The sequence below is a fragment of the Marinobacter sp. MBR-99 genome, assembly GCF_040547575.1.
GTDB lineage: Bacteria > Pseudomonadota > Gammaproteobacteria > Pseudomonadales > Oleiphilaceae > Marinobacter.
The window spans coordinates 1-17911 of sequence record NZ_JBEPPY010000002.1 but is presented as its reverse complement, the minus strand read 5'-3'; the positions used below and the strand labels follow the sequence as shown (position 1 = coordinate 17911).

Sequence of the window (17911 nt, the reverse complement as noted above, 5' to 3'; positions counted from 1 at the left end):
CCCCAAGACATTTCGCCCCTTCAAATGTCCTGGGGTCAATGTCCTGGGGTCTGACCCCAAAGTTTACTTCAGGGCCTGGTGGAGGTCTGCGATCAGGTCCTGGGCGTCTTCCAGGCCGACGGACAGGCGCAGCATGCCATCGCCGATGCCGCGTTTCAGGCGTTCTTCCCGGCTCAGGCTGTGATGGCTGGTGGCGCTGGGTTGGCTGACCAGGCTTTCTACCCCGCCAAGGCTGGTGGCCAGGAGGAACACCCGAAGGTTGTCGGCAACCGCTGCTGCGGCTTGCTGGCCGCCCTCCACTTCGATACTGAGCATGCCACCGAAGCCGGTCATTTGTTGTTTGGCCAGTTCGTGTCCGTCGAACGAGGGTAGGCCTGGGTAGAACACCTTGGTGATTCTTGGGTGTTGTTCCATGGCTTCGGCAACGGCCATGGCATTTTCGTTATGCTGGCGGATTCTCACTGGCAGGGTGCGCAAGCTGCGAGAGAGCAGGGCGGCGGTTTCCGGCGACAGCAGTTGCCCCAGGTTCTTGCGCCAGGCTGCGACGGGCTTGGCCAGTGCCCCGGTGGTCATCAATGCTCCGGCGGTCAGGTCGCTGTGGCCGCCCAGGTACTTGGTGGCGCTATGGAGCACCAGGTCGGCCCCAAGGCTGATCGGGTTCTGGTTAATGGGGCTAGCGAAGGTGTTGTCCACCGCCACCAGGGCACCGCGGCGGTGAGCGATGTCGGCGATCGCCCGAATGTCCAGAATCGCCAGGTTCGGGTTGGCGGGTGTCTCGAAGTACACCAGCTTGCCCGGCACATCCAGCCGGCTTTCCAGCTGTGCGAGCTCTTCCCTGAACAGGAATTGCACATCAATGCCCAGCGCCATGCAGTGGTTTTTCAGCAGCTCCTGGGTGCCACCGTACAGATCACCTACGCAGACAATGCCGTTACGGCCATGGGTGAGTAGCGTGGCGGATATGGCCGCCATGCCGGAGGCAAACGCCAGCGCTGCTTCCGCCTGCTCCAACCCTGCAAGCCCCTGTTCCAGCTCATTGATGCTGGGGTTGGTGCCCCAGCGGGTGTACAAATTACCCTCGGTGCGCCTTTCAATCACATCCAGCAGTGCTTCCGTGTTCTCAAACCGGTAGGTGGTGGTGTTGTACACCGGTGAGTAAGGACTGCCGAACGCATCCTGGTGGCGACGGTTGTGAATGATGCGGGTGGCGGGGCCTTGGTTCTCTGGTTTGGTCATGGGCATTCCTGTTGATGGGGCAATTTGTTGAGGAGCTTAGGCTTCTAGTTTTTGAGCTTGTGCCCGGAGGCCGGTGAGGATCGGGTCAGCCACTTTAGCGGGAAATCCATCGGGCAGCCGTGCGTTGACGGTTTCGATGACGGCTTCAGTTTGAGCCACTGTCTCTTCCATTATGGCTGTGGCTCGCGTCTGCGAAAAGCCGATGGCCTTGGCTGTTGAGAGAAAATGCCGGGGAAGCATCCTCGCCCAGTGATAATGGCGATTGTGGCCCTTTAGAGACATGGCCATTTTGGCGCGTGCGGGTGCCAAGCTTCCCTGATGCATCAGCGGATAGGCTGAAATTACATCGTACAGTGGCGTCATCCGATAAGCCGATCCGGGCTCAAGGAACAGGCTGAAATTCTTGGCATGGCCATCAATGGCTGCTAGAAGCCAGAACACCAACTGAGTTTTGAAGAATGTGTCCCTATCCTGGCTGGAATTCTGCGAGCCCTCAAGCAGCTTCATGCATTGCCGAAGGCCTGGCCCGCCATCGCTTTCATATTTCAGCGCGGGTGCAATGCCCAGCGCCTGGCAGAAGTCTTCCTGTGGCAAACGCATCAACCAGGAGCCATCACGCGACCATCTTCGGTCAAAACGTTCAACAACCAGGATGTTTTGGCGGCCGAAGTGCGCAAGGTCTGCGTTGGCAGCTGGCAGGCCGAAGGCTTTCAGAATCTGAAGGCAGAGCCATTCGTTCTCGCTGCTTTCGCGCAGATCAATGTTGCTGTGTTCAAGAAAACCAATGGGCAGTTTGAATATATGGCTAGTGGGCGTCGACCCCAGAGGAAGTTGCCATTGATTCTGGTGCCACAGTAATGCCGTTTTCTCCTGTGCGCCAGCCAGAGAAAGGCGGAAGTCGTGATCTCTGGCCATGCCCAGCGGCGCATCCTGGTAGCCGTCCAGAAGATTGTCGATGTCCTGGTTGGAGAGTGGCCGGGCCTTGGTCTGTGTAACGTCGGGAAGCGACATTCCGCTGGAGTAAAGCTGGATCGCTCCAACGCAGTCCCTGCCAACGCTGGCGAGTAGGTCGAAGGGGTGACTGCTGACAATGCGAAAGCGAGCTTGCATGCGGGCGCGAAGGGTATCGGAATCCGGCAGCAGGTTATCGAAGAAGTTATAGACCTTCTCGCCCTTATAGGATGCGAGTGTGAGCGGTAGGGATAACGAGATGGCCCGCGCGCCTTGCCGGCTGACCCACTCTTTAAGGTAACGAAAAGTCATCGCGCCTGATCGGGCCTTTTCAAGAACGCCAACCTCAATTCCGTTGAGCGCTACCAGCAGCTGTGACATCTCACCACTCCTGGTCCCAGCCAGCCTCGGGTTTTTCTGAGTTACGCTCGCTCAGGTGCAGTTCCAGATCAAGCGCCGTAAGCAGCTTGAACAAGGTTTCAACCCGGGATCCTTCCGGTTGGTTCTCGAAACCGGAAATGGTGGCCTGCTTAAGGCCAACGCTATCTGCAACCACGCTCTGGCTGAGCTGACGTTCCTTCCTGATGTTTTTTAATGCCTGAGCCAGCATTGCCGGTGATGTGATTCTCACGCCTATCCCCTTAAGCGGATTTTCTTAAATATATACCGTGTAGGGGATAAAGTCTATTTATCAGCTGTGGCGGATAATATTTTCGGGGTCTGACCCCAAAAATTGGAGTGGGAGATGGTGGCCAGTTCACCCACGGTCCAGTTGCGAAGCAGGCTGACCAGCTCTTCGCTGTGCCTGAAAAGAGCAACGTGCAATTGAGGCCCGGCCGGTTTATACGGATGACCGGGCCCTGAGTCAGGTGGGGTTATTCTGGAAGGCAGTTGGTAACGGCGTCGGCGATGCTGTACTGGAAGTTGATGTAGCCCTCCGCATTGCTTTCGATGTTGGTGGCCAGTGGGTCCCAGGTGCTGAAGGTGACATCCAGGCCTTCGGTGATGGAACGCCACCACTGTCTGTTGAACTGGGGCTCTGTGAGCAGGCATGGCTGGTTGGCTTGCTGCAGCTTGCGCTGAACTTCGGCGATGTGTCGGGCACCGGGAGACAGTTCCGGGTTCAGAGTCAGTACGCCGTCCAGGGTCAGGTCGTAGTGCTCCGCATAGCGGGTGAAGGCGTTGTGGTAGGTGAACAGGCTGACATTCTGTGCGCCGCTGAGTCGAGCGCGAATGTCCTGCTCAGCCGTGGCCAGGCTTTCTTCAAAGCGCGCCAGGTTGGCATCAAGCTGTTCTGCACTCATACCGTCCAGAGTGGCGAGCCTGGTGCGAACGCCTTTTGCCATCTCCAGGGCCAATGCAGGATCTATCCAGATGTGGGGGTCTTCGCCGTCGCCATGGTCGTGATGGTGGTGATGGGCGTGGGCATCTTCCTGGTGGCCATGATCGTCGTGGTGGTCGTGATGGTTATCTTTCTGATCGATTTCAGGTCCTTCCATAAATGCCATGGCCCGGTCCTGGAATTCCCGGCCGCTCAGCAGTCGGTTCAGGAAGGTTTCCATCTCCGGCCCTACCCAGAAGATCACATCGGCCTGTTCCAGAGCCCGGCGCTGGGATGGCTTCATGGAGTAGTTGTGGGGGCTGGAGCCCGCCGGGACCAGGGTTGTTACCTTGGCGTCGTCGCCGGCGACCGCCTTAACGATCAGTTCCAGTGGTTTGATGGAGGTGACAATGTTGGCTGCTGCGACCGGGGCCGAGGCAGCCAGGGCGCTCAGCCCGAGGGCGAGGTAAGACGCTTTGATGTGCATGATGGACGATTATCCTGATGATTTTTCGATACGTTATAATATTACACTTTAAGTGCGCGGTGCAAAACCGGATCATGCGAAAACCAGCCATGGCCGTTATAATGCCGGCTTTATTCACTGGTCAGTTATTTTCAGGATGGTTTCATGACTGTACGCACCCGAATTGCCCCGTCGCCCACCGGTGACCCACACGTTGGTACCGCCTACGTGGCGCTGTTTAATCTGTGCTTTGCTCGCCAGCACGGTGGTCAATTCATTCTGCGCATTGAAGATACCGACCAGGCCCGCAGCACGGCAGAATCCGAGCAGGATATTCTCAAGGCATTGCGCTGGCTGGGCCTGAACTGGGATGAGGGCCCCGATGTTGGCGGCCCCCACGGTCCTTATCGCCAGTCTGAGCGTAAGCACATGTACGGTCAGTATGCGGAAGATCTGGTCACGGCCGGCCATGCTTTCTACTGCTTCCGCACACCGGATGAGCTGGATGCGATTCGCGAAGAGCGCAAGGCCCAGGGCCTGAACCCGGGCATCAAAGGTGACCTGGAACTGCCCCAGGAAGAAGTGAAGCGTCGACTGGACGCTGGCGACCCCTACGTCATTCGCATGAAAGTGCCGGATGAAGGCGTGTGCGAGATCCAGGATATGCTGCGGGGCACCATCGAGATCGACTGGGCCCAGGTGGATTGCCAGATTCTTCTGAAATCCGATGGTATGCCCACTTATCACCTGGCGAACGTGGTGGATGACCACCTGATGGGCATTACCCATGTGTTGCGCGGCGAGGAGTGGATCAACTCCGCGCCCAAGCACAAGTTGTTGTACCAGTATTTTGGCTGGGACATGCCGGAGCTTTGCCACCTGCCGCTGCTGCGTAACCCGGACAAGAGCAAGCTGTCCAAGCGCAAGAACCCCACCAGCATCAACTTCTATGAGCGCATGGGCTTTTTACCGGAGGCGGTCACCAACTATCTGGGCCGTATGGGCTGGTCCATGCCGGACGAGCGCGAGAAATTCACCCTGGATGAGATGATTGAGAACTTCGACATCCAGCGTGTGTCCCTCGGCGGTCCGGTGTTTGATGTGGAGAAGCTGCGCTGGTTGAATGGCCAGTGGATTCGCGACGAGCTGAGCGATGAGCAGTTCATGGAGCGCATGCATCAGTGGTGGTTCAACCGCGATGATCTGCAGTCGTTGGTGCCGCATATCAAGGGCAGGGCAGAGGTGTTTTCCGATGTGGCCCCCATGGCACAGTTCATGTTCAGTGGTATGTTGAACCTGAAGCCGGAAGACTTTGCCCATAACAAACTGGATGAGGGCCAGATTAAACGGGTGCTGCAGTTTGCCCTTTGGAAGCTGGAAGCCCAACGCCACTGGGGCAAGGACACCATCTTTGCCGACATCAAGGCGTTGGCCAAGGCTATGGACCTGAAGATGGGGGATTTCATGTTCTCCATATTCGTGGCCATTGCCGGGACACCCAATTCCTGGTCCGTGATGGACTCCATGGCTTTGCTTGGCCCGGACATGACCCGTTCCCGTTTGCGCCACGCCCTGGACGTGATGGGCGGCTTTTCCAAGAAAGAAACGAAGAAAGTGGAGAAGGAATACGCCGCTCTGGGTATTTGATGAGCGGTTTGTTGGTTAATTGAACGGCATGAACAGGGATGTTCAAAAAACTTTAAAAAAAGCGGGATCGGGTGTTGACGCCCCAAGGGCGGATCCTTAATATACGCATCCGTTGAGGGGCCATAGCTCAGCTGGGAGAGCGCAACACTGGCAGTGTTGAGGTCAGCGGTTCGATCCCGCTTGGCTCCACCAATTTCTAGTCCCCTTCGTCTAGTGGCCTAGGACTCCGCCCTTTCACGGCGGCAACAGGGGTTCGAACCCCCTAGGGGACGCCAATTCGGCTTGACGGTTTAGTCCACCGGAAAGCCACAAAAAAACCGCCTTCGGGCGGTTTTTTTTGTGCGGGTCTGTCCCCGAACGGGGACTGACCCACTTTTGCCCGTCTATTGCACCAAATCAGAGCCCATGGGAAAACCAGACCTCCGCCGGCAGAAGGGTGGGGTCTTCAGGTTTGGTGCCATAAAAAGGGTCAGTCCCCAGGGGGACAGACCCTGAAAACCCATGGGTTCTTATGCGTTGCTCCAGACGGGCAAAAGTGGGTCAGTCCCCATGCGGGGACAGACCCCTAGGTCAGACCCTTTTGGCAATCGCGCCCTTACCAACCCCCTCGTAGGCCTTCACCCGAATCTCGTCCTCCGGAAACTCCGACTTCAGCGTATCCGCAATATGAGCAGCGATGAGCTCCACGGTGGTGTCGGTGTCGAGCATATACACGCGGCTTTCCGGCAGGGTGAGGGCGAATTCGCCCTGGTTGGCTTCGTATTCGAAGGTGATATAGGCGACGCCGTCTTCGCCAACAAAGCGCCGGGTCACGTCTTCTTCAGTGCCTACGTAGATATCTTTCCATAACTTGGCCCAGCGGTTTTCCAGCTCGTAGTCCCGGTGGCCGTTGCGATCTATTCGGATGGGGGATCGGTGGCCGTGGGCAATACGCTGGCAGTTACCCAGGTGCTTCTTCAGGCCGTGTACGTAGTGGTAGTAAGCGCCCTCAATCACATCTTCCCGCAGGTTGATCTCAACCGACGTGACGTTGCCAGGCAGAACGGCTTTCAGTTCTTTCTCCAGCAGAGCTGCCACGGCAGACGGCACTACCCGGTCGGAAGACAGCCACACCACGGCTTCGTCCGGTGAGCGGTGTTCTATGTGGCTGCCATCGGTTAGCTCCCAGATGAAGGTGTCTGGCGCTTCTTCGTTCCAGTGCAGCCCTTCGTAGCCGCGCGGGATCACCAGCCGGTGATCGACTCGTTCATCAATAACCCGCTTGATGGTACGTTTTACCAGGCTGAAATCGAACACCATGCCCTGATCGTCCAGTTCTCCGCCCAGCACCACGTCCGTAATCCAGCTTTCACCCACAAGGCCCCGGGCCGGGTCCAGGTAGGCAAAGTCAATCACGGTGAGGTTGTCGACAAACAGGTGGTTCATGGGTGGTCCGGCTGATTTGGTTGCATGGTGGCGGAATTCTAGCAAAAATCGCGTGATTCAGCAGTTTACCGCGGTTCTCTCCGGATTCCCGCAGATAAAAGGAGACGTTTATCATAACCCGCGACAGCGCCGCTCTCGATCCGCAGTTTCCGGCATTGGTGCTGGCGGCTGGTCGTGCGTCCCGTATGGGGCGCAGGAAACAGCTACTGATTTTGCCAGGCGGGGAAACGCTGTTGGCCAGAGCGATTTGTCAGGCCGGGCATTTGTCCCGCCAGGTCAGGGTAGTGGTCGGTTGTGGCTACCCGCTGATTCGTTACCGCTGTGGCCGGCAGCCTGTTGCCTGGGTTTACCATCCGGATTGGGCCCAGGGGCTATCCGGCTCTCTGGGTGCCGGTATTCAATCGCTGGGGCCACAAGCCCTGGGCGTGTTTGTGCTGTTGGGAGATCAGCCATTGCTGGCACCCGAGGGATTGCGCCAACTGGCCGAGCGCGCCCGCGCGAAACCGGGGCTGGTATGGGCGGCTAACTATGGGCAGAGGGTGGGTGTGCCCGCCTGGATACCGCGGTCGCTGTGGCCGGAGGTGATGGCTCTGGAGGGGGATGCCGGGGCGGGGCGGCTACTCAATCGCGCCGGTGCCCGGGCCATTGATATTGCCGGGGTGCAACAGGACGTTGACACCCCTGAAACCTGGCAAGCAGTAAAGCGATTGTTAACCGAACAGGCCTGACAGCCAGGCGATGCCGACAGTGAATATGCCCAGGCTAACCGCCAGCCCCAGGGTATAAATGCGGGAGTTGGCAGACCGCTGTTGTGAGACGTAGAGGTCAATGGTGCGCTGGGCAATGTCTTCGGCGGTTTCACGGGAGATCTCGTGGGCTTGCTGAATGGCCTCAGACTGCAGGGTTTGCCAGAACTCGGTGTCGATGGTCTGAACGCTGGTGATATGGTCTTTAAGCTCCGCCATGTGCTCGGCGGTAAAGCCGGCGTTCTTTGACAATTCTTTCTTCAGCCGCGCAAGTTCCTGGCTGAGGCTAAGGTTGACCTCGGCGGCAACGTCATCCCGAAGATTGCGGGTACGGTCATCCAGCAGCTTGGTGAGCTCGTTCAGCCTCTCTTCAATGGCCGCATCCTGTTTGCTGCGGTTTTCGTCCAGCGCTCTTTTCAGGTGGTCAAACTGCTCGTCAAACAGGTCGCTGAGCAGCTCGTGTAGCCGGTTGTTGATGTGGGTTTTTACAGCAGAGCGGGCAATCTGTTCAATCAGGTCGCTGGTCAGTGGCACCACGTTCGGGCTGGTGCGCCCGTTAATGCTGATATCGCCTTTCGGTGACATCTCTACAGACGCATTTGTTGGTATGTTCAGCAGCTCGTCTTCGGTGTCTGGCAACTTGGCGTCGTTTGCGGTGGTAATAGACGGTGGAAGTGTCCCCTGTTCCACGTCGCTGGCCAGCTGTTCCAGAACCAGGCTGAGGCCATCAGTCTGCGGGGGTTTGGTCAATATGTTATACACCCCGAAATTGCGAGCCTCCTCCATAAACGAGGAGGACTTCTTGGAGGTGCACATGATGATGGGGATGCCGGCGGTGTCGGGGTTTCCCTTGATGGCTTTGGTAGCCTCAACACCGTTCATGCCAGGCATCAGGTGGTCCATAAAGATCACGTCCGGGCGATCATGGCTTTTCAGGAAGTCCAGAGCTTCCTCGGCAGAGCCCGCCATGTTTACTTCCATGTCCCGACCTTCAAGCAATTTGCTGAGCGCAAATCTCGCTACTTTAGAGTCGTCCACCAGCAGAGCGTTTTTGATTGCCATGTCACTACCTCAACCTGTTACTGCAAACACGTGTTTACTGCGACCGGGTGGTTACCAGCCTTCCAGTTGCGGGCATTGCGTTGCCCGATAACTCTTGTCCCTGTAACACACACCGGGTTCAGTGGTGCGGGCGGTAAAGATTTCGCCGGCCGCAGTGGTCAGTCGCACCTGTCCATAGGGTTCACCATGGCGGAAGGTGGCTTCGATGGAGCTGCCGTTGGGGTTCCGCAGCATGCCCCGTCCATGGAACCTGCCTTCCATGTACTGACCATCGTATTTTTTGCCGTCGGCAAACACTTCCGAGCCCTTGCCGTGGAATTCGCCGTTGGAGAACTCGCCCTCATAGGAGCGGCCATCCGGGTAGGTCAGGGCGCCTTGACCATGGAATTCGTCGTTGCGGAAGCCTCCAACGTAAAGCATACCGTCTGCTGTGGTAAGCGACCCATGGCCATCCATACGACCGCGGCTCCAGTTGCCGGTGAGTATGTCGCCGTTGTTCAGGGTCAGTGTGCCTTTGCCGTGGAACTGATCCCGTTCGAACTGACCGGTGTAGGCTGAGCCATCAGCGCTGCGCCATTGGCCCTCACCATGGCGCTCGCCATTGTTCCAGTCGCCCTCGTAACGGCTGCCATCGGGGTACCAGGCCTTTCCGGTGCCGTGAAACTTGCCGTCCACAAAGTGGCCTTCATAACTTAGGCCGGAATCATCCTGCCAGGTGCCATCTCCGGTACGGACATCACCAACCCATTCGCCATTGCGGTAATTAACCGTGGTATAGGCCTCAAGGCGGCCTACCAGCGTTAGCTCCTGGCCGGCGGTCAGGGCAACGGTATTGGTCCAGGGCTGGTAACCGGGCTTTTCGATGGTCACATCATAGCGGCCAGGCTCCAGTTCCAGGTCGAGCCTGGTGGCGCCGTAAGTCTTGCCGTTGATCGTGACCTGGTCGCCCACGACGTTGGAGCGCAGGACCAGTTTGCCAGTACTCGGGGGCAGCGGCTTCTTCGCCTGCTCCGGAGCCGGTTGCTGAACCGGGCGTTCAGCCTGTGGGGTGTCCAGCCGGGTGCTGATGGCTGATACCGGCTCTGCCATGGCAACCATCTCCGGCTTTTCCGGCATAGGTGGTAGGGTAAAGGGAGTCGCGCTGGCGGTATCGGCAACGGGTTGCTCGGGTTGTCTGGATTCTGTTGCAGCAGGTTCTTGCGATGGCTCTGGTGCCAGAACCGGTTCCGCCGCTGCGACGATGGTTTCAGCCACGTTGGGAACGATTACCTCGGGCACGTCTTTTCTGACCGAAGCAAAGCCGGCGGTAACCAGGAGCATTAACGCAAGGGCGTTTACGAACAGTAGTGGTCTGAAATCGACCATGACAAAACCTCGTGATCCAAACTTTCCGGATGCTTTGTTATGGTTTCATCTTAACCACTGTCTGCAACGTTATGTAACAGAAAGTGTCTGAAGTTGGTCAGAATGCTGGCCAAATCACATTTTGTCCGGAAGCTGGTCATGATTGAGCTGTTCCCAGGACTTCATGTATACATCGGCTTCGTATTGATACGGTGACCGGAACGGTGTCAGCACGAAATCGAACACCAGAAAGAAGGATCCGATCGACAGCCAGGCAATGGTCAAGGTACTGATGGTAGTGGCCTGCTGTTCAGGGTTGGAATTCACAAACCCCTGCAGTAGGGGGATCATGTCGGACGCCATCACCACCGGATTAAAACTGGACAGAACGAATGGCAGCCAAAAAGCGATAAAGATGGGAAAAAAGCCGTACGACCATAGCAGGCGGCGCAGCAGGTAAATGGCAACTTCTCGCCAGAAGCGCTGTCTTATTTCCGGAACCTTGCGGATTCGTTCCAGATACTGGCGTCGTTCTGTCCACCAGGCGGCGACTTCCGGGGCATCAATATGCTTGTGGGTGCGGTCTGTCATAGTTCGGCAGGCTACCTTGTTGAGTCCGTTCCGTGCATCATATCTGATACTACGTGTTACCCTGTAATTCTCCAATTGTTCAATAAACAGGATTGTCTTAATGGCTGCAGCGACCGATAACGCAATTCATCCGGCCTTCGAAAAACTTCGCAGTCACCGGATCAACACGCTGAACCTTGAGGTTGAAGAATACCGCCATAAGAAAACCGGCGCCCGCCACCTACACCTGGCGGCAGACAACGACGAGAACGTTTTTTTCGTGGCTCTGCGGACGTTTCCGATGGATTCCACCGGCGTGGCCCATATTCTGGAGCATACGGCGCTGTGTGGCAGCGAGCGATACCCGGTCCGCGATCCGTTCTTCATGATGATCCGGCGTTCGCTCAACACTTTTATGAACGCTTTTACCAGCAGTGACTGGACTGCTTATCCGTTCGCCAGCATGAATCGCAAGGATTTCGACAATCTGCTGTCCGTATACCTGGATTCAGTGTTTTTCTCCAAGCTGGACCCTCTGGATTTCGCCCAGGAGGGCCATCGTCTGGAATTTGACAAGCCGGATGATCCCTCAAGCGACCTGGTTTACCGGGGCGTGGTCTACAACGAGATGAAAGGGGCCATGAGTGCGCCCACCTCCCAGTTGTGGCAGAACCTGACCAGCCACCTGTTCCCGACCACCACCTACCACTACAACAGTGGTGGTGAGCCGGATCATATTGTTGATCTGACTTACGATGACCTGGTGAAGTTCTACAAACATCATTACCACCCGAGCAACGCCATCTTCGCCACCTACGGCAATATTCCGGCCCGGGAGCACCACGAGAAGTTTGAGGAGTTGGCGCTCAAGCGGTTTGATCGCCTGGATGTGGAACTGCCGGTCCGTGACGAGAAACGAATGTTTGCGCCTCTGCGTGTAGAGCAGGGCTATGCGGTTAATGACGGTGAAGGCACCGAGAACAAGACCCATATTGTGATGGGCTGGTTGCTTGGCCACAGCTTTGACCTGCAGGAAAACCTGGAAGGCCAGTTGCTGTCTGCCGTGTTGCTGGAAAACAGTGCCTCGCCGCTGATGCGGGCTCTGGAAACCACCGATATTGGCCATTCGCCGTCACCCATGTGTGGCCTGGAAGATTCCAATCGGGAAATGACCTTTGTGTGCGGTATCGAAGGCAGCGAGCCGGAAAGCCGGGCACAACTGGAAGCCCTGGTTGAAGCCACCCTACAGAAGGTGGTGGACGAGGGCGTCAGTCAGGAACGGCTGGAAGCCATTCTCCACCAGCTTGAACTGCACCAGCGGGAAATTGCCGGGGACAGTTTCCCCTATGGCCTGCAACTGATCATGAGCGCCATTGCGCCGATGGTGCACGGTGGTGATCCGGTGGAGCTTCTGGATCTCGAGCCTGTGCTGGCCAGCCTGCGGGAGAAAATCAAAGACCCGGATTACGTACCCGGATTGATTCGCCGCAAGCTGCTGGACAACCCACACCGCGTGACCCTTACTCTGCGCCCGGATGAAAAGCTGGAGGGCCATCACCAGCAGGCCATTCGGGAGGCTCTGGCGCGCCGCAAAGCCAGCCTGACCGAAGACGAAGTGACAGCTATTGTGGAGCGTGCCCAGGCGCTGGAGCAGCGCCAGCTGCGCAAAGACGACGATTCCATACTGCCGAAAGTCGGGCTGGATGACGTGCCCCTGCAGATGCCGGAGCCGGAAGGCAGTTACGATGCCGCGCTTGGCGCAACCGTCTACTCCCGGGGTACGAATGGCCTCGTGTACCAGCAGGTTGTGGTGCCAGTACCTGCGTTGTCTGAACAGGAACTGTTGCTGTTACCTTACTACACGACGCTGATTTCCGAGGTGGGTTGTGGTGATCTGGACTACCTGCAGATGCAGGACCGTATTTCTGCGGAATCCGGCGGCATTGGCGCCTCGTTCAGTGCCAAGGGCCGCATCGACGATGTGCAGGACGTATCCGGCTACCTGATTTTCAGCGGCAAGGCCCTTGCCCGCAACAGCAAGGCGCTGACCAACCTGTTGAAAGATGTGTACACCGGTGTCCGGTTTGATGAGCAGGAGCGCATCCGCGAGATCATTGCCCAGGTAAGGGCGCGCCGTGAGCAGGCGGTGACCGGCAGTGGGCACGCCCTGGCTATGGGTGCTGCTGCGCAGGGGCTGAGCGCGGGGTCCTGGTTGACTTTCCGCCTGGGCGGTCTGGCCGGTATTCGTGGCACCAAGGAGCTGGATAAATCCCTGAAGGACGACAAAGCCCTGGCTGAATTTTGTGCCAGCCTGACGGCGCTGCACGGTAAAATCCGTAACCAGCACCGGCAATTCCTGCTGATTGGCGAAGATGGCCAGTTGGCGCCCATGCTGGATGACCTCAAATCCTGCTGGCAGGGCGATGCCGGCCAGGCGGGCGATGCCTGGGCCATGGCACCGGTCAGTTACAGCACCCGAGAAGCCTGGCTGACTTCAACCCAGGTGAATTTCTGCGCCAAAGCCTACAGTACGGTTGCGGTGGATCATCCGGATGCCGCTGCGCTGACGGTTCTGGGCGGCTTTTTACGCAATGGCTACCTGCACAGGGCTATCCGGGAAAAGGGTGGCGCCTATGGCGGCGGCGCCGGTCAGGACAGCGTAAACGGTGTGTTCCGTTTCTTTTCGTACCGTGACCCAAGGCTGGCGGACACCCTGGATGACTTCGACGGCGCTTTGAACTGGCTGCGTACGGAAAACCACGATGCCCAGGCCCTTGAAGAGGCCATCCTTGGCGTTATCGGTCAGCTGGATAGGCCAAGGTCGCCGGCTGGGGCGGCTCGCCATGCGTTTCATAACAAGCTGTTTGGTCGCACGCCAGAGCAGCGGGCCCGGTTCCGGGAGCGAGTGCTGGCGGTGACACTGGGCGAGTTGCAACGGGTGGCCGACACCTGGCTGGTGCCCGAAAACGCCAGTGTGGCGGTGGTGACAAACCCCGACAACCGAGCAGTGGTTGAGGGTTTGGGTATGGCGATTCAGGAACTCTGAACCAGCGGTTTGACCGCAGGCATGTTGCTGAACTGAGAACGGGCCAGGAAATCTGATTCCTGGCCCGTTTTCTTTGTCGGTAAAAGCCTGGGCTGGTCGCTGCTACCGGTGCCGCTTGAGACCGGTGGTGACCATGATCCGGGTTGAAATCTCCTCGACCGAATAGGCCGTGGTGTTCAGATAGGGAATGCGCTCCCGCTTGTACATCAGTTCAATTTCCTCGATTTCGTGCATGCACTGCTGGATTGAGGAGTAGCGAGAGTTCGGTCGACGTTCATTCCGGATGGTCGCCAGTCGTTCCGGCTCGATGGTGAGCCCGAAGATTTTTTCTTTGTGAGGGCGCAGCGCCGCAGGCAGCTTCTGATCCTCCAGATCTTCTTCAGTGATGGGGTAGTTTGCCGCCTTGATGCCATATTGCAGGGCAAGGTATAGGCACGTTGGCGTCTTGCCGCTTCGGGAGGCGCCCACCAGAATCAGATCCGCCTCGTTGTAGTGCCGGGTGCGGGCGCCATCGTCGTTATCCAGGGCAAAGTTCACCGCGTTGATCCGGCGCTCATAACTACCGGCGTTATTGATGGCGTGGGATTTGCCCACAGTGTAAGACGACGATGAGTTAAGTTCCTGCTCCAGCGGGCTAAGGAAAGTGCCAAAAATGTCGATCATGAAGCCATCGGCAGTGCTGATGATTTCCCGGATACTGCTGTTGACGATGGTGTCCAGAACCAGGGGCGCGGCACCGTCCACCTCTGCTGCCTTGTTGATGCGTTTGACCAGGTCATGAGCCTTTTCTTCATCATCAATATAGGGCACGGTTATACGTTCGAAATCGATTTTCTCGAACTGGGCTAGCAGTGCATGGCCGAGTGCTTCTGCCGTCAGGCCTGTGCCGTCCGAAATAAAAAAAGCGGTTCTTTTCATGGCTGTATCCGGTTTGATTTTGGCTGATTGCCGGGAGTTGTTCCGCAGCTCCCTAGGTAATTTCTGCAGGTTACAGTATCATACACGCCAGATTCGAGACTCCGCGCACCACAGACTCAAGGGAGACGTGCTTTGGAAGATTACATCATCTGGTTTGACCACCTGGGAATGTCCGATGTTGACCGGGTTGGAGGCAAGAACGCTTCCCTCGGTGAAATGATCAGTAATCTCGCCAATGCAGGCGTTACCGTTCCCGGCGGTTTTGCCACCACTGCATACGCTTACCGCGAGTTTCTGGCCACCGATGGCCTGAAAGACAAAATTGACCAGGCGCTCGATGCCCTCGACATTAACGACGTCAACGAACTCGCCCGGGTGGGCGCGCAGATTCGTCAATGGGTGGTTGATACTCCGTTCCCCGATAGTCTGGATAATGCCCTGAAAGAGGCCTTTGCGAAACTCCAGAATGGTAACGAAGACATGGCCGTTGCCGTTCGCTCTTCTGCTACTGCAGAAGACTTGCCTGACGCCTCATTTGCCGGCCAGCAGGAAACCTTCCTGAATGTGTCCGGTCTGCAACAGGTTCGCACCTCGGTAAAAGAGGTGTTTGCTTCCCTGTTTAACGACCGGGCGATTTCTTACCGTGTTCACCACGGATTTGATCACAAGCTGGTGGCGCTGTCTGCGGGTATCCAGAAGATGGTTCGCAGTGAAACCGCTTCCAGTGGTGTGATGTTTACTCTGGACACCGAATCCGGCTTCCGTGATGTGGTATTCATCACGTCGTCCTACGGCCTGGGCGAGACAGTCGTGCAGGGCGCGGTTAACCCTGATGAGTTTTACGTGCACAAGCCCACACTAGAGGCTGGTCGCCCGGCCGTGCTGCGTCGTAACCTGGGCAGCAAGGCCATCAAGATGGTTTACCATTCCGAGCCGGGAGAAGGCCAGTTTGTGGAAACCGTCAAGGTCGAGCAGGAAGACCGTAACCGTTTTTCCATTACAGACGCCGAAGTGGAAGAGCTGGCCAAGCAGGCCATGATTATCGAGAAGCACTACCAGCGTCCAATGGATATCGAGTGGGCCAAAGACGGTGACGACGGCAAGATTTACATCGTTCAGGCCCGTCCGGAAACGGTCAAGAGCCGCGCTTCTGCCAACGTGATGGAACGCTATCTGCTGAAAGAAACCGGCAAGGTATTGGTAGAAGGCCGAAGCATCGGCCACAAGATCGGCAGTGGTCCGGTCAAGATCATCACCAGCATTAACGAAATGGACCGGGTTCAGCCCGGTGATGTGCTGGTTACCGACATGACTGACCCGGACTGGGAACCGGTGATGAAGCGTGCTTCCGCCATCGTCACCGACCGTGGCGGCCGTACCTGCCACGCTGCAATCATTGCTCGTGAGCTAGGTATTCCCGCGGTTGTGGGTTGTGGTGACGCCACCGAATTGCTTAAGGATGGCCAGGATGTGACCGTATCCTGTGCCGAAGGCGACACCGGCATGATTTACGAAGGTGCCCTGGACTTCGAACTGCGGGAAAACACCGTGGATTCGATGCCGAATATTCCGTTCAAGATCATGATGAACGTGGGCAATCCGGACCGCGCCTTCGACTTCCAGGCGCTGCCCAACGAGGGTGTTGGTCTGGCTCGCCTGGAATTCATTATCAACCGGATGATCGGCGTTCACCCGAAAGCGCTGTTGAACTATGACGGACTGCCGCGGGATATCAAACAGACGGTCGACAAACGTATTGCCGGCTACGCCTCCCCGGTGGATTTCTACGTCGACAAGCTGGTTGAAGGTATTTCGACCCTGGCCGCAGCCTTTGCACCGAAGAAAGTGATTGTGCGGTTGTCTGACTTCAAATCCAACGAGTACGCCAATCTGATTGGCGGAACTCTCTATGAGCCGGACGAAGAGAACCCGATGCTGGGCTTCCGTGGCGCATCCCGTTATATCTCCGAAACCTTCCGCGACTGTTTCGAGCTGGAATGCCGGGCGCTCAAGAAAGTCCGTAACGAGATGGGCCTGACCAACGTTGAGGTGATGGTGCCGTTCGTGCGCACTGTTGGTGAGGCGGAACAGGTGGTCAACCTGCTGGCGGAGAATGGCCTCAAGCGTGGAGACAATGGCTTGCGGGTCATCATGATGTGTGAGCTGCCGGCCAACGCGATTCTGGCGGAGCAGTTCCTGGAACACTTTGACGGTTTCTCCATCGGCTCCAATGATCTGACTCAGCTGACTCTGGGCCTGGATCGGGACTCCGGCATCATTGCCCATCTGTTTGACGAGCGGAACGACGCCGTCAAGGCGCTGCTGTCCAACGCCATTCAGGCCTGCAAAAAGGCCGGAAAGTACATTGGCATCTGTGGTCAGGGCCCGTCTGATCATCCGGACCTGGCAAAATGGCTGATGGATGAGGGGATCGATACGGTATCCCTGAACCCGGATTCCGTGCTGGATACCTGGTTCTTCCTGGCCGACGAGAAGATTGACTGAGCGCGAATATTTCGGAAAAGGCCAACATTTCGAAAAAGGAGAGTAGCAAGGTGAGCAAGATCATTACGCCAGATCTGTGCGACGAGTTTCCGGAAGTCCAGGTGGTTGAACCTGGCTTCAACAATTACGGTGGTGTGCGCCAGTTTGGCGGCGAAATCGTTACCGTGAAATGCTTTGAGGACAACTCGGTGGTCAAGGAACAGGTTGGCTTGCCGGGCAATGGCCGGGTGATGGTAGTCGATGGCGGCGCATCCAAGCGTAATGCGTTGCTGGGCGACATGCTGGCTGAGAAAGCCGCAGAGAATGGCTGGGCCGGGCTGATTATCTATGGCTGCATCCGGGATGTGGACGAGATAGGCGAAACTCACCTGGGTGTGCAGGCGTTGGGCACTGTTCCCCGCAAGACTGAAAAACGCGGTATTGGTGACCTCAACATTCCGGTTACCTTCCACGGTGTAACCTTCCACCCGGGTCACTACGTTTATGCCGATAACAACGGCATTATCGTATCCGAGAAACCCCTCGTCTGACGCGGGGTGAAGCCGGATTAACGAAAAACGGCGGCCATTGGGCCGCCGTTTTTTGTTTGCCCGGCGAAGCCGGCAAACCCGTCCGCCTGAAAGAGGGCGGAGTCACCCCGACTGAGGGGAAGACAATCCGAATGGCAAGGGCGT

General features: G+C 57.2%; 14 protein-coding genes and 2 tRNA genes. 7 read left to right on the top strand and 9 right to left on the bottom strand.

Features of this window, described 5'->3' with window-relative positions; genetic code table 11:
* Positions 1–63 precede the first annotated feature (63 nt).
* From ABIE59_RS01860 to ABIE59_RS01845, 4 genes are all read right to left on the bottom strand, one after another.
* Entirely contained in the window at positions 64–1236 is a 1173-nt protein-coding gene (locus ABIE59_RS01860; protein ID WP_354443730.1) for a trans-sulfuration enzyme family protein, read from the bottom strand.
* Between the two features lie 36 nt (positions 1237–1272).
* Positions 1273–2568: a type II toxin-antitoxin system HipA family toxin gene (locus ABIE59_RS01855; protein ID WP_354443728.1), complete on the bottom strand. Its 1296-nt coding sequence runs from the start codon at positions 2566–2568 to the stop codon at positions 1273–1275.
* Position 2569: 1 nt separating this feature from the next.
* On the bottom strand, positions 2570–2818 hold the full coding sequence (locus tag ABIE59_RS01850; RefSeq protein ID WP_354443726.1) for a helix-turn-helix domain-containing protein: 249 nt from the start codon (positions 2816–2818) through the stop codon (positions 2570–2572).
* A 244-nt stretch (positions 2819–3062) separates the two neighbouring features.
* Positions 3063–3995: a zinc ABC transporter substrate-binding protein gene (locus tag ABIE59_RS01845; protein WP_354443724.1), complete on the bottom strand. Its 933-nt coding sequence runs from the start codon at positions 3993–3995 to the stop codon at positions 3063–3065.
* A 144-nt stretch (positions 3996–4139) separates the two neighbouring features.
* Between ABIE59_RS01845 and gltX the strand changes: the two genes are divergently transcribed.
* From gltX to ABIE59_RS01830, 3 genes are all read left to right on the top strand, one after another.
* Positions 4140–5621: a glutamate--tRNA ligase gene (gltX, locus tag ABIE59_RS01840; RefSeq protein ID WP_354443722.1), complete on the top strand. Its 1482-nt coding sequence runs from the start codon at positions 4140–4142 to the stop codon at positions 5619–5621.
* A gap of 116 nt (positions 5622–5737) precedes the next feature.
* Positions 5738–5813, top strand: a tRNA-Ala gene (locus ABIE59_RS01835).
* A gap of 7 nt (positions 5814–5820) precedes the next feature.
* Positions 5821–5896 (top strand) — tRNA-Glu (locus ABIE59_RS01830).
* 295 nt (positions 5897–6191) lie between these two features.
* On the opposite strand, the gene ABIE59_RS01825 is transcribed toward ABIE59_RS01830, so the two are convergent.
* Positions 6192–7046 carry a 6-carboxytetrahydropterin synthase gene (locus ABIE59_RS01825; RefSeq protein ID WP_354443720.1) on the bottom strand — a complete coding sequence of 285 codons (855 nt, stop codon included), beginning with the start codon at positions 7044–7046 and terminating at the stop codon, positions 6192–6194.
* Between the two features lie 185 nt (positions 7047–7231).
* On the opposite strand from ABIE59_RS01825, the gene ABIE59_RS01820 reads away from it, so the two are divergent.
* Positions 7232–7774, top strand: coding sequence for a nucleotidyltransferase family protein (locus tag ABIE59_RS01820; protein ID WP_354443719.1), 543 nt, complete (start codon positions 7232–7234; stop codon positions 7772–7774).
* Here the strand turns inward: ABIE59_RS01820 and ABIE59_RS01815 are convergent.
* From ABIE59_RS01815 to ABIE59_RS01805, 3 genes are all read right to left on the bottom strand, one after another.
* Complete coding sequence (locus tag ABIE59_RS01815) at positions 7757–8854, bottom strand: response regulator (RefSeq protein WP_354443718.1); 1098 nt, start codon at positions 8852–8854, stop codon at positions 7757–7759. The two genes, ABIE59_RS01820 and ABIE59_RS01815, sit on opposite strands and share 18 nt — an antisense overlap.
* A gap of 51 nt (positions 8855–8905) precedes the next feature.
* Entirely contained in the window at positions 8906–10219 is a 1314-nt protein-coding gene (locus ABIE59_RS01810) for a PEGA domain-containing protein (RefSeq protein WP_354443717.1), read from the bottom strand.
* Positions 10220–10333: 114 nt separating this feature from the next.
* Positions 10334–10789, bottom strand: a complete 456-nt coding sequence (locus ABIE59_RS01805) for a hypothetical protein (protein ID WP_354443715.1) — start codon at positions 10787–10789, stop codon at positions 10334–10336.
* A gap of 100 nt (positions 10790–10889) precedes the next feature.
* Between ABIE59_RS01805 and ABIE59_RS01800 the strand changes: the two genes are divergently transcribed.
* Positions 10890–13814 carry an insulinase family protein gene (locus ABIE59_RS01800; protein ID WP_354443713.1) on the top strand — a complete coding sequence of 975 codons (2925 nt, stop codon included), beginning with the start codon at positions 10890–10892 and terminating at the stop codon, positions 13812–13814.
* A gap of 102 nt (positions 13815–13916) precedes the next feature.
* On the opposite strand, the gene ppsR is transcribed toward ABIE59_RS01800, so the two are convergent.
* On the bottom strand, positions 13917–14732 hold the full coding sequence (gene ppsR, locus ABIE59_RS01795; RefSeq protein ID WP_354443711.1) for a posphoenolpyruvate synthetase regulatory kinase/phosphorylase PpsR: 816 nt from the start codon (positions 14730–14732) through the stop codon (positions 13917–13919).
* A 132-nt stretch (positions 14733–14864) separates the two neighbouring features.
* Between ppsR and ppsA the strand changes: the two genes are divergently transcribed.
* Together ppsA and rraA are read left to right on the top strand one after the other, a co-directional pair.
* On the top strand, positions 14865–17237 hold the full coding sequence (gene ppsA, locus ABIE59_RS01790; protein ID WP_354443709.1) for a phosphoenolpyruvate synthase: 2373 nt from the start codon (positions 14865–14867) through the stop codon (positions 17235–17237).
* A 50-nt stretch (positions 17238–17287) separates the two neighbouring features.
* Positions 17288–17767 carry a ribonuclease E activity regulator RraA gene (gene rraA / locus ABIE59_RS01785; RefSeq protein ID WP_354443707.1) on the top strand — a complete coding sequence of 160 codons (480 nt, stop codon included), beginning with the start codon at positions 17288–17290 and terminating at the stop codon, positions 17765–17767.
* Positions 17768–17911 lie beyond the last annotated feature (144 nt).

Coding starts and splice junctions, on each gene's coding strand:
- ABIE59_RS01860 (WP_354443730.1), bottom strand. CDS start 1,236: ATGACCAAACCAGAGAACCAAGGCCCCGCCACCCGCATCATTCACAAC.
- ABIE59_RS01855 (WP_354443728.1), bottom strand. CDS start 2,568: ATGTCACAGCTGCTGGTAGCGCTCAACGGAATTGAGGTTGGCGTTCTT.
- ABIE59_RS01845 (WP_354443724.1), bottom strand. CDS start 3,995: ATGCACATCAAAGCGTCTTACCTCGCCCTCGGGCTGAGCGCCCTGGCT.
- gltX (WP_354443722.1), top strand. CDS start 4,140: ATGACTGTACGCACCCGAATTGCCCCGTCGCCCACCGGTGACCCACAC.
- ABIE59_RS01825 (WP_354443720.1), bottom strand. CDS start 7,046: ATGAACCACCTGTTTGTCGACAACCTCACCGTGATTGACTTTGCCTAC.
- ABIE59_RS01820 (WP_354443719.1), top strand. CDS start 7,232: ATGGGGCGCAGGAAACAGCTACTGATTTTGCCAGGCGGGGAAACGCTG.
- ABIE59_RS01815 (WP_354443718.1), bottom strand. CDS start 8,854: ATGGCAATCAAAAACGCTCTGCTGGTGGACGACTCTAAAGTAGCGAGA.
- ABIE59_RS01810 (WP_354443717.1), bottom strand. CDS start 10,219: ATGGTCGATTTCAGACCACTACTGTTCGTAAACGCCCTTGCGTTAATG.
- ABIE59_RS01805 (WP_354443715.1), bottom strand. CDS start 10,789: ATGACAGACCGCACCCACAAGCATATTGATGCCCCGGAAGTCGCCGCC.
- ABIE59_RS01800 (WP_354443713.1), top strand. CDS start 10,890: ATGGCTGCAGCGACCGATAACGCAATTCATCCGGCCTTCGAAAAACTT.
- ppsR (WP_354443711.1), bottom strand. CDS start 14,732: ATGAAAAGAACCGCTTTTTTTATTTCGGACGGCACAGGCCTGACGGCA.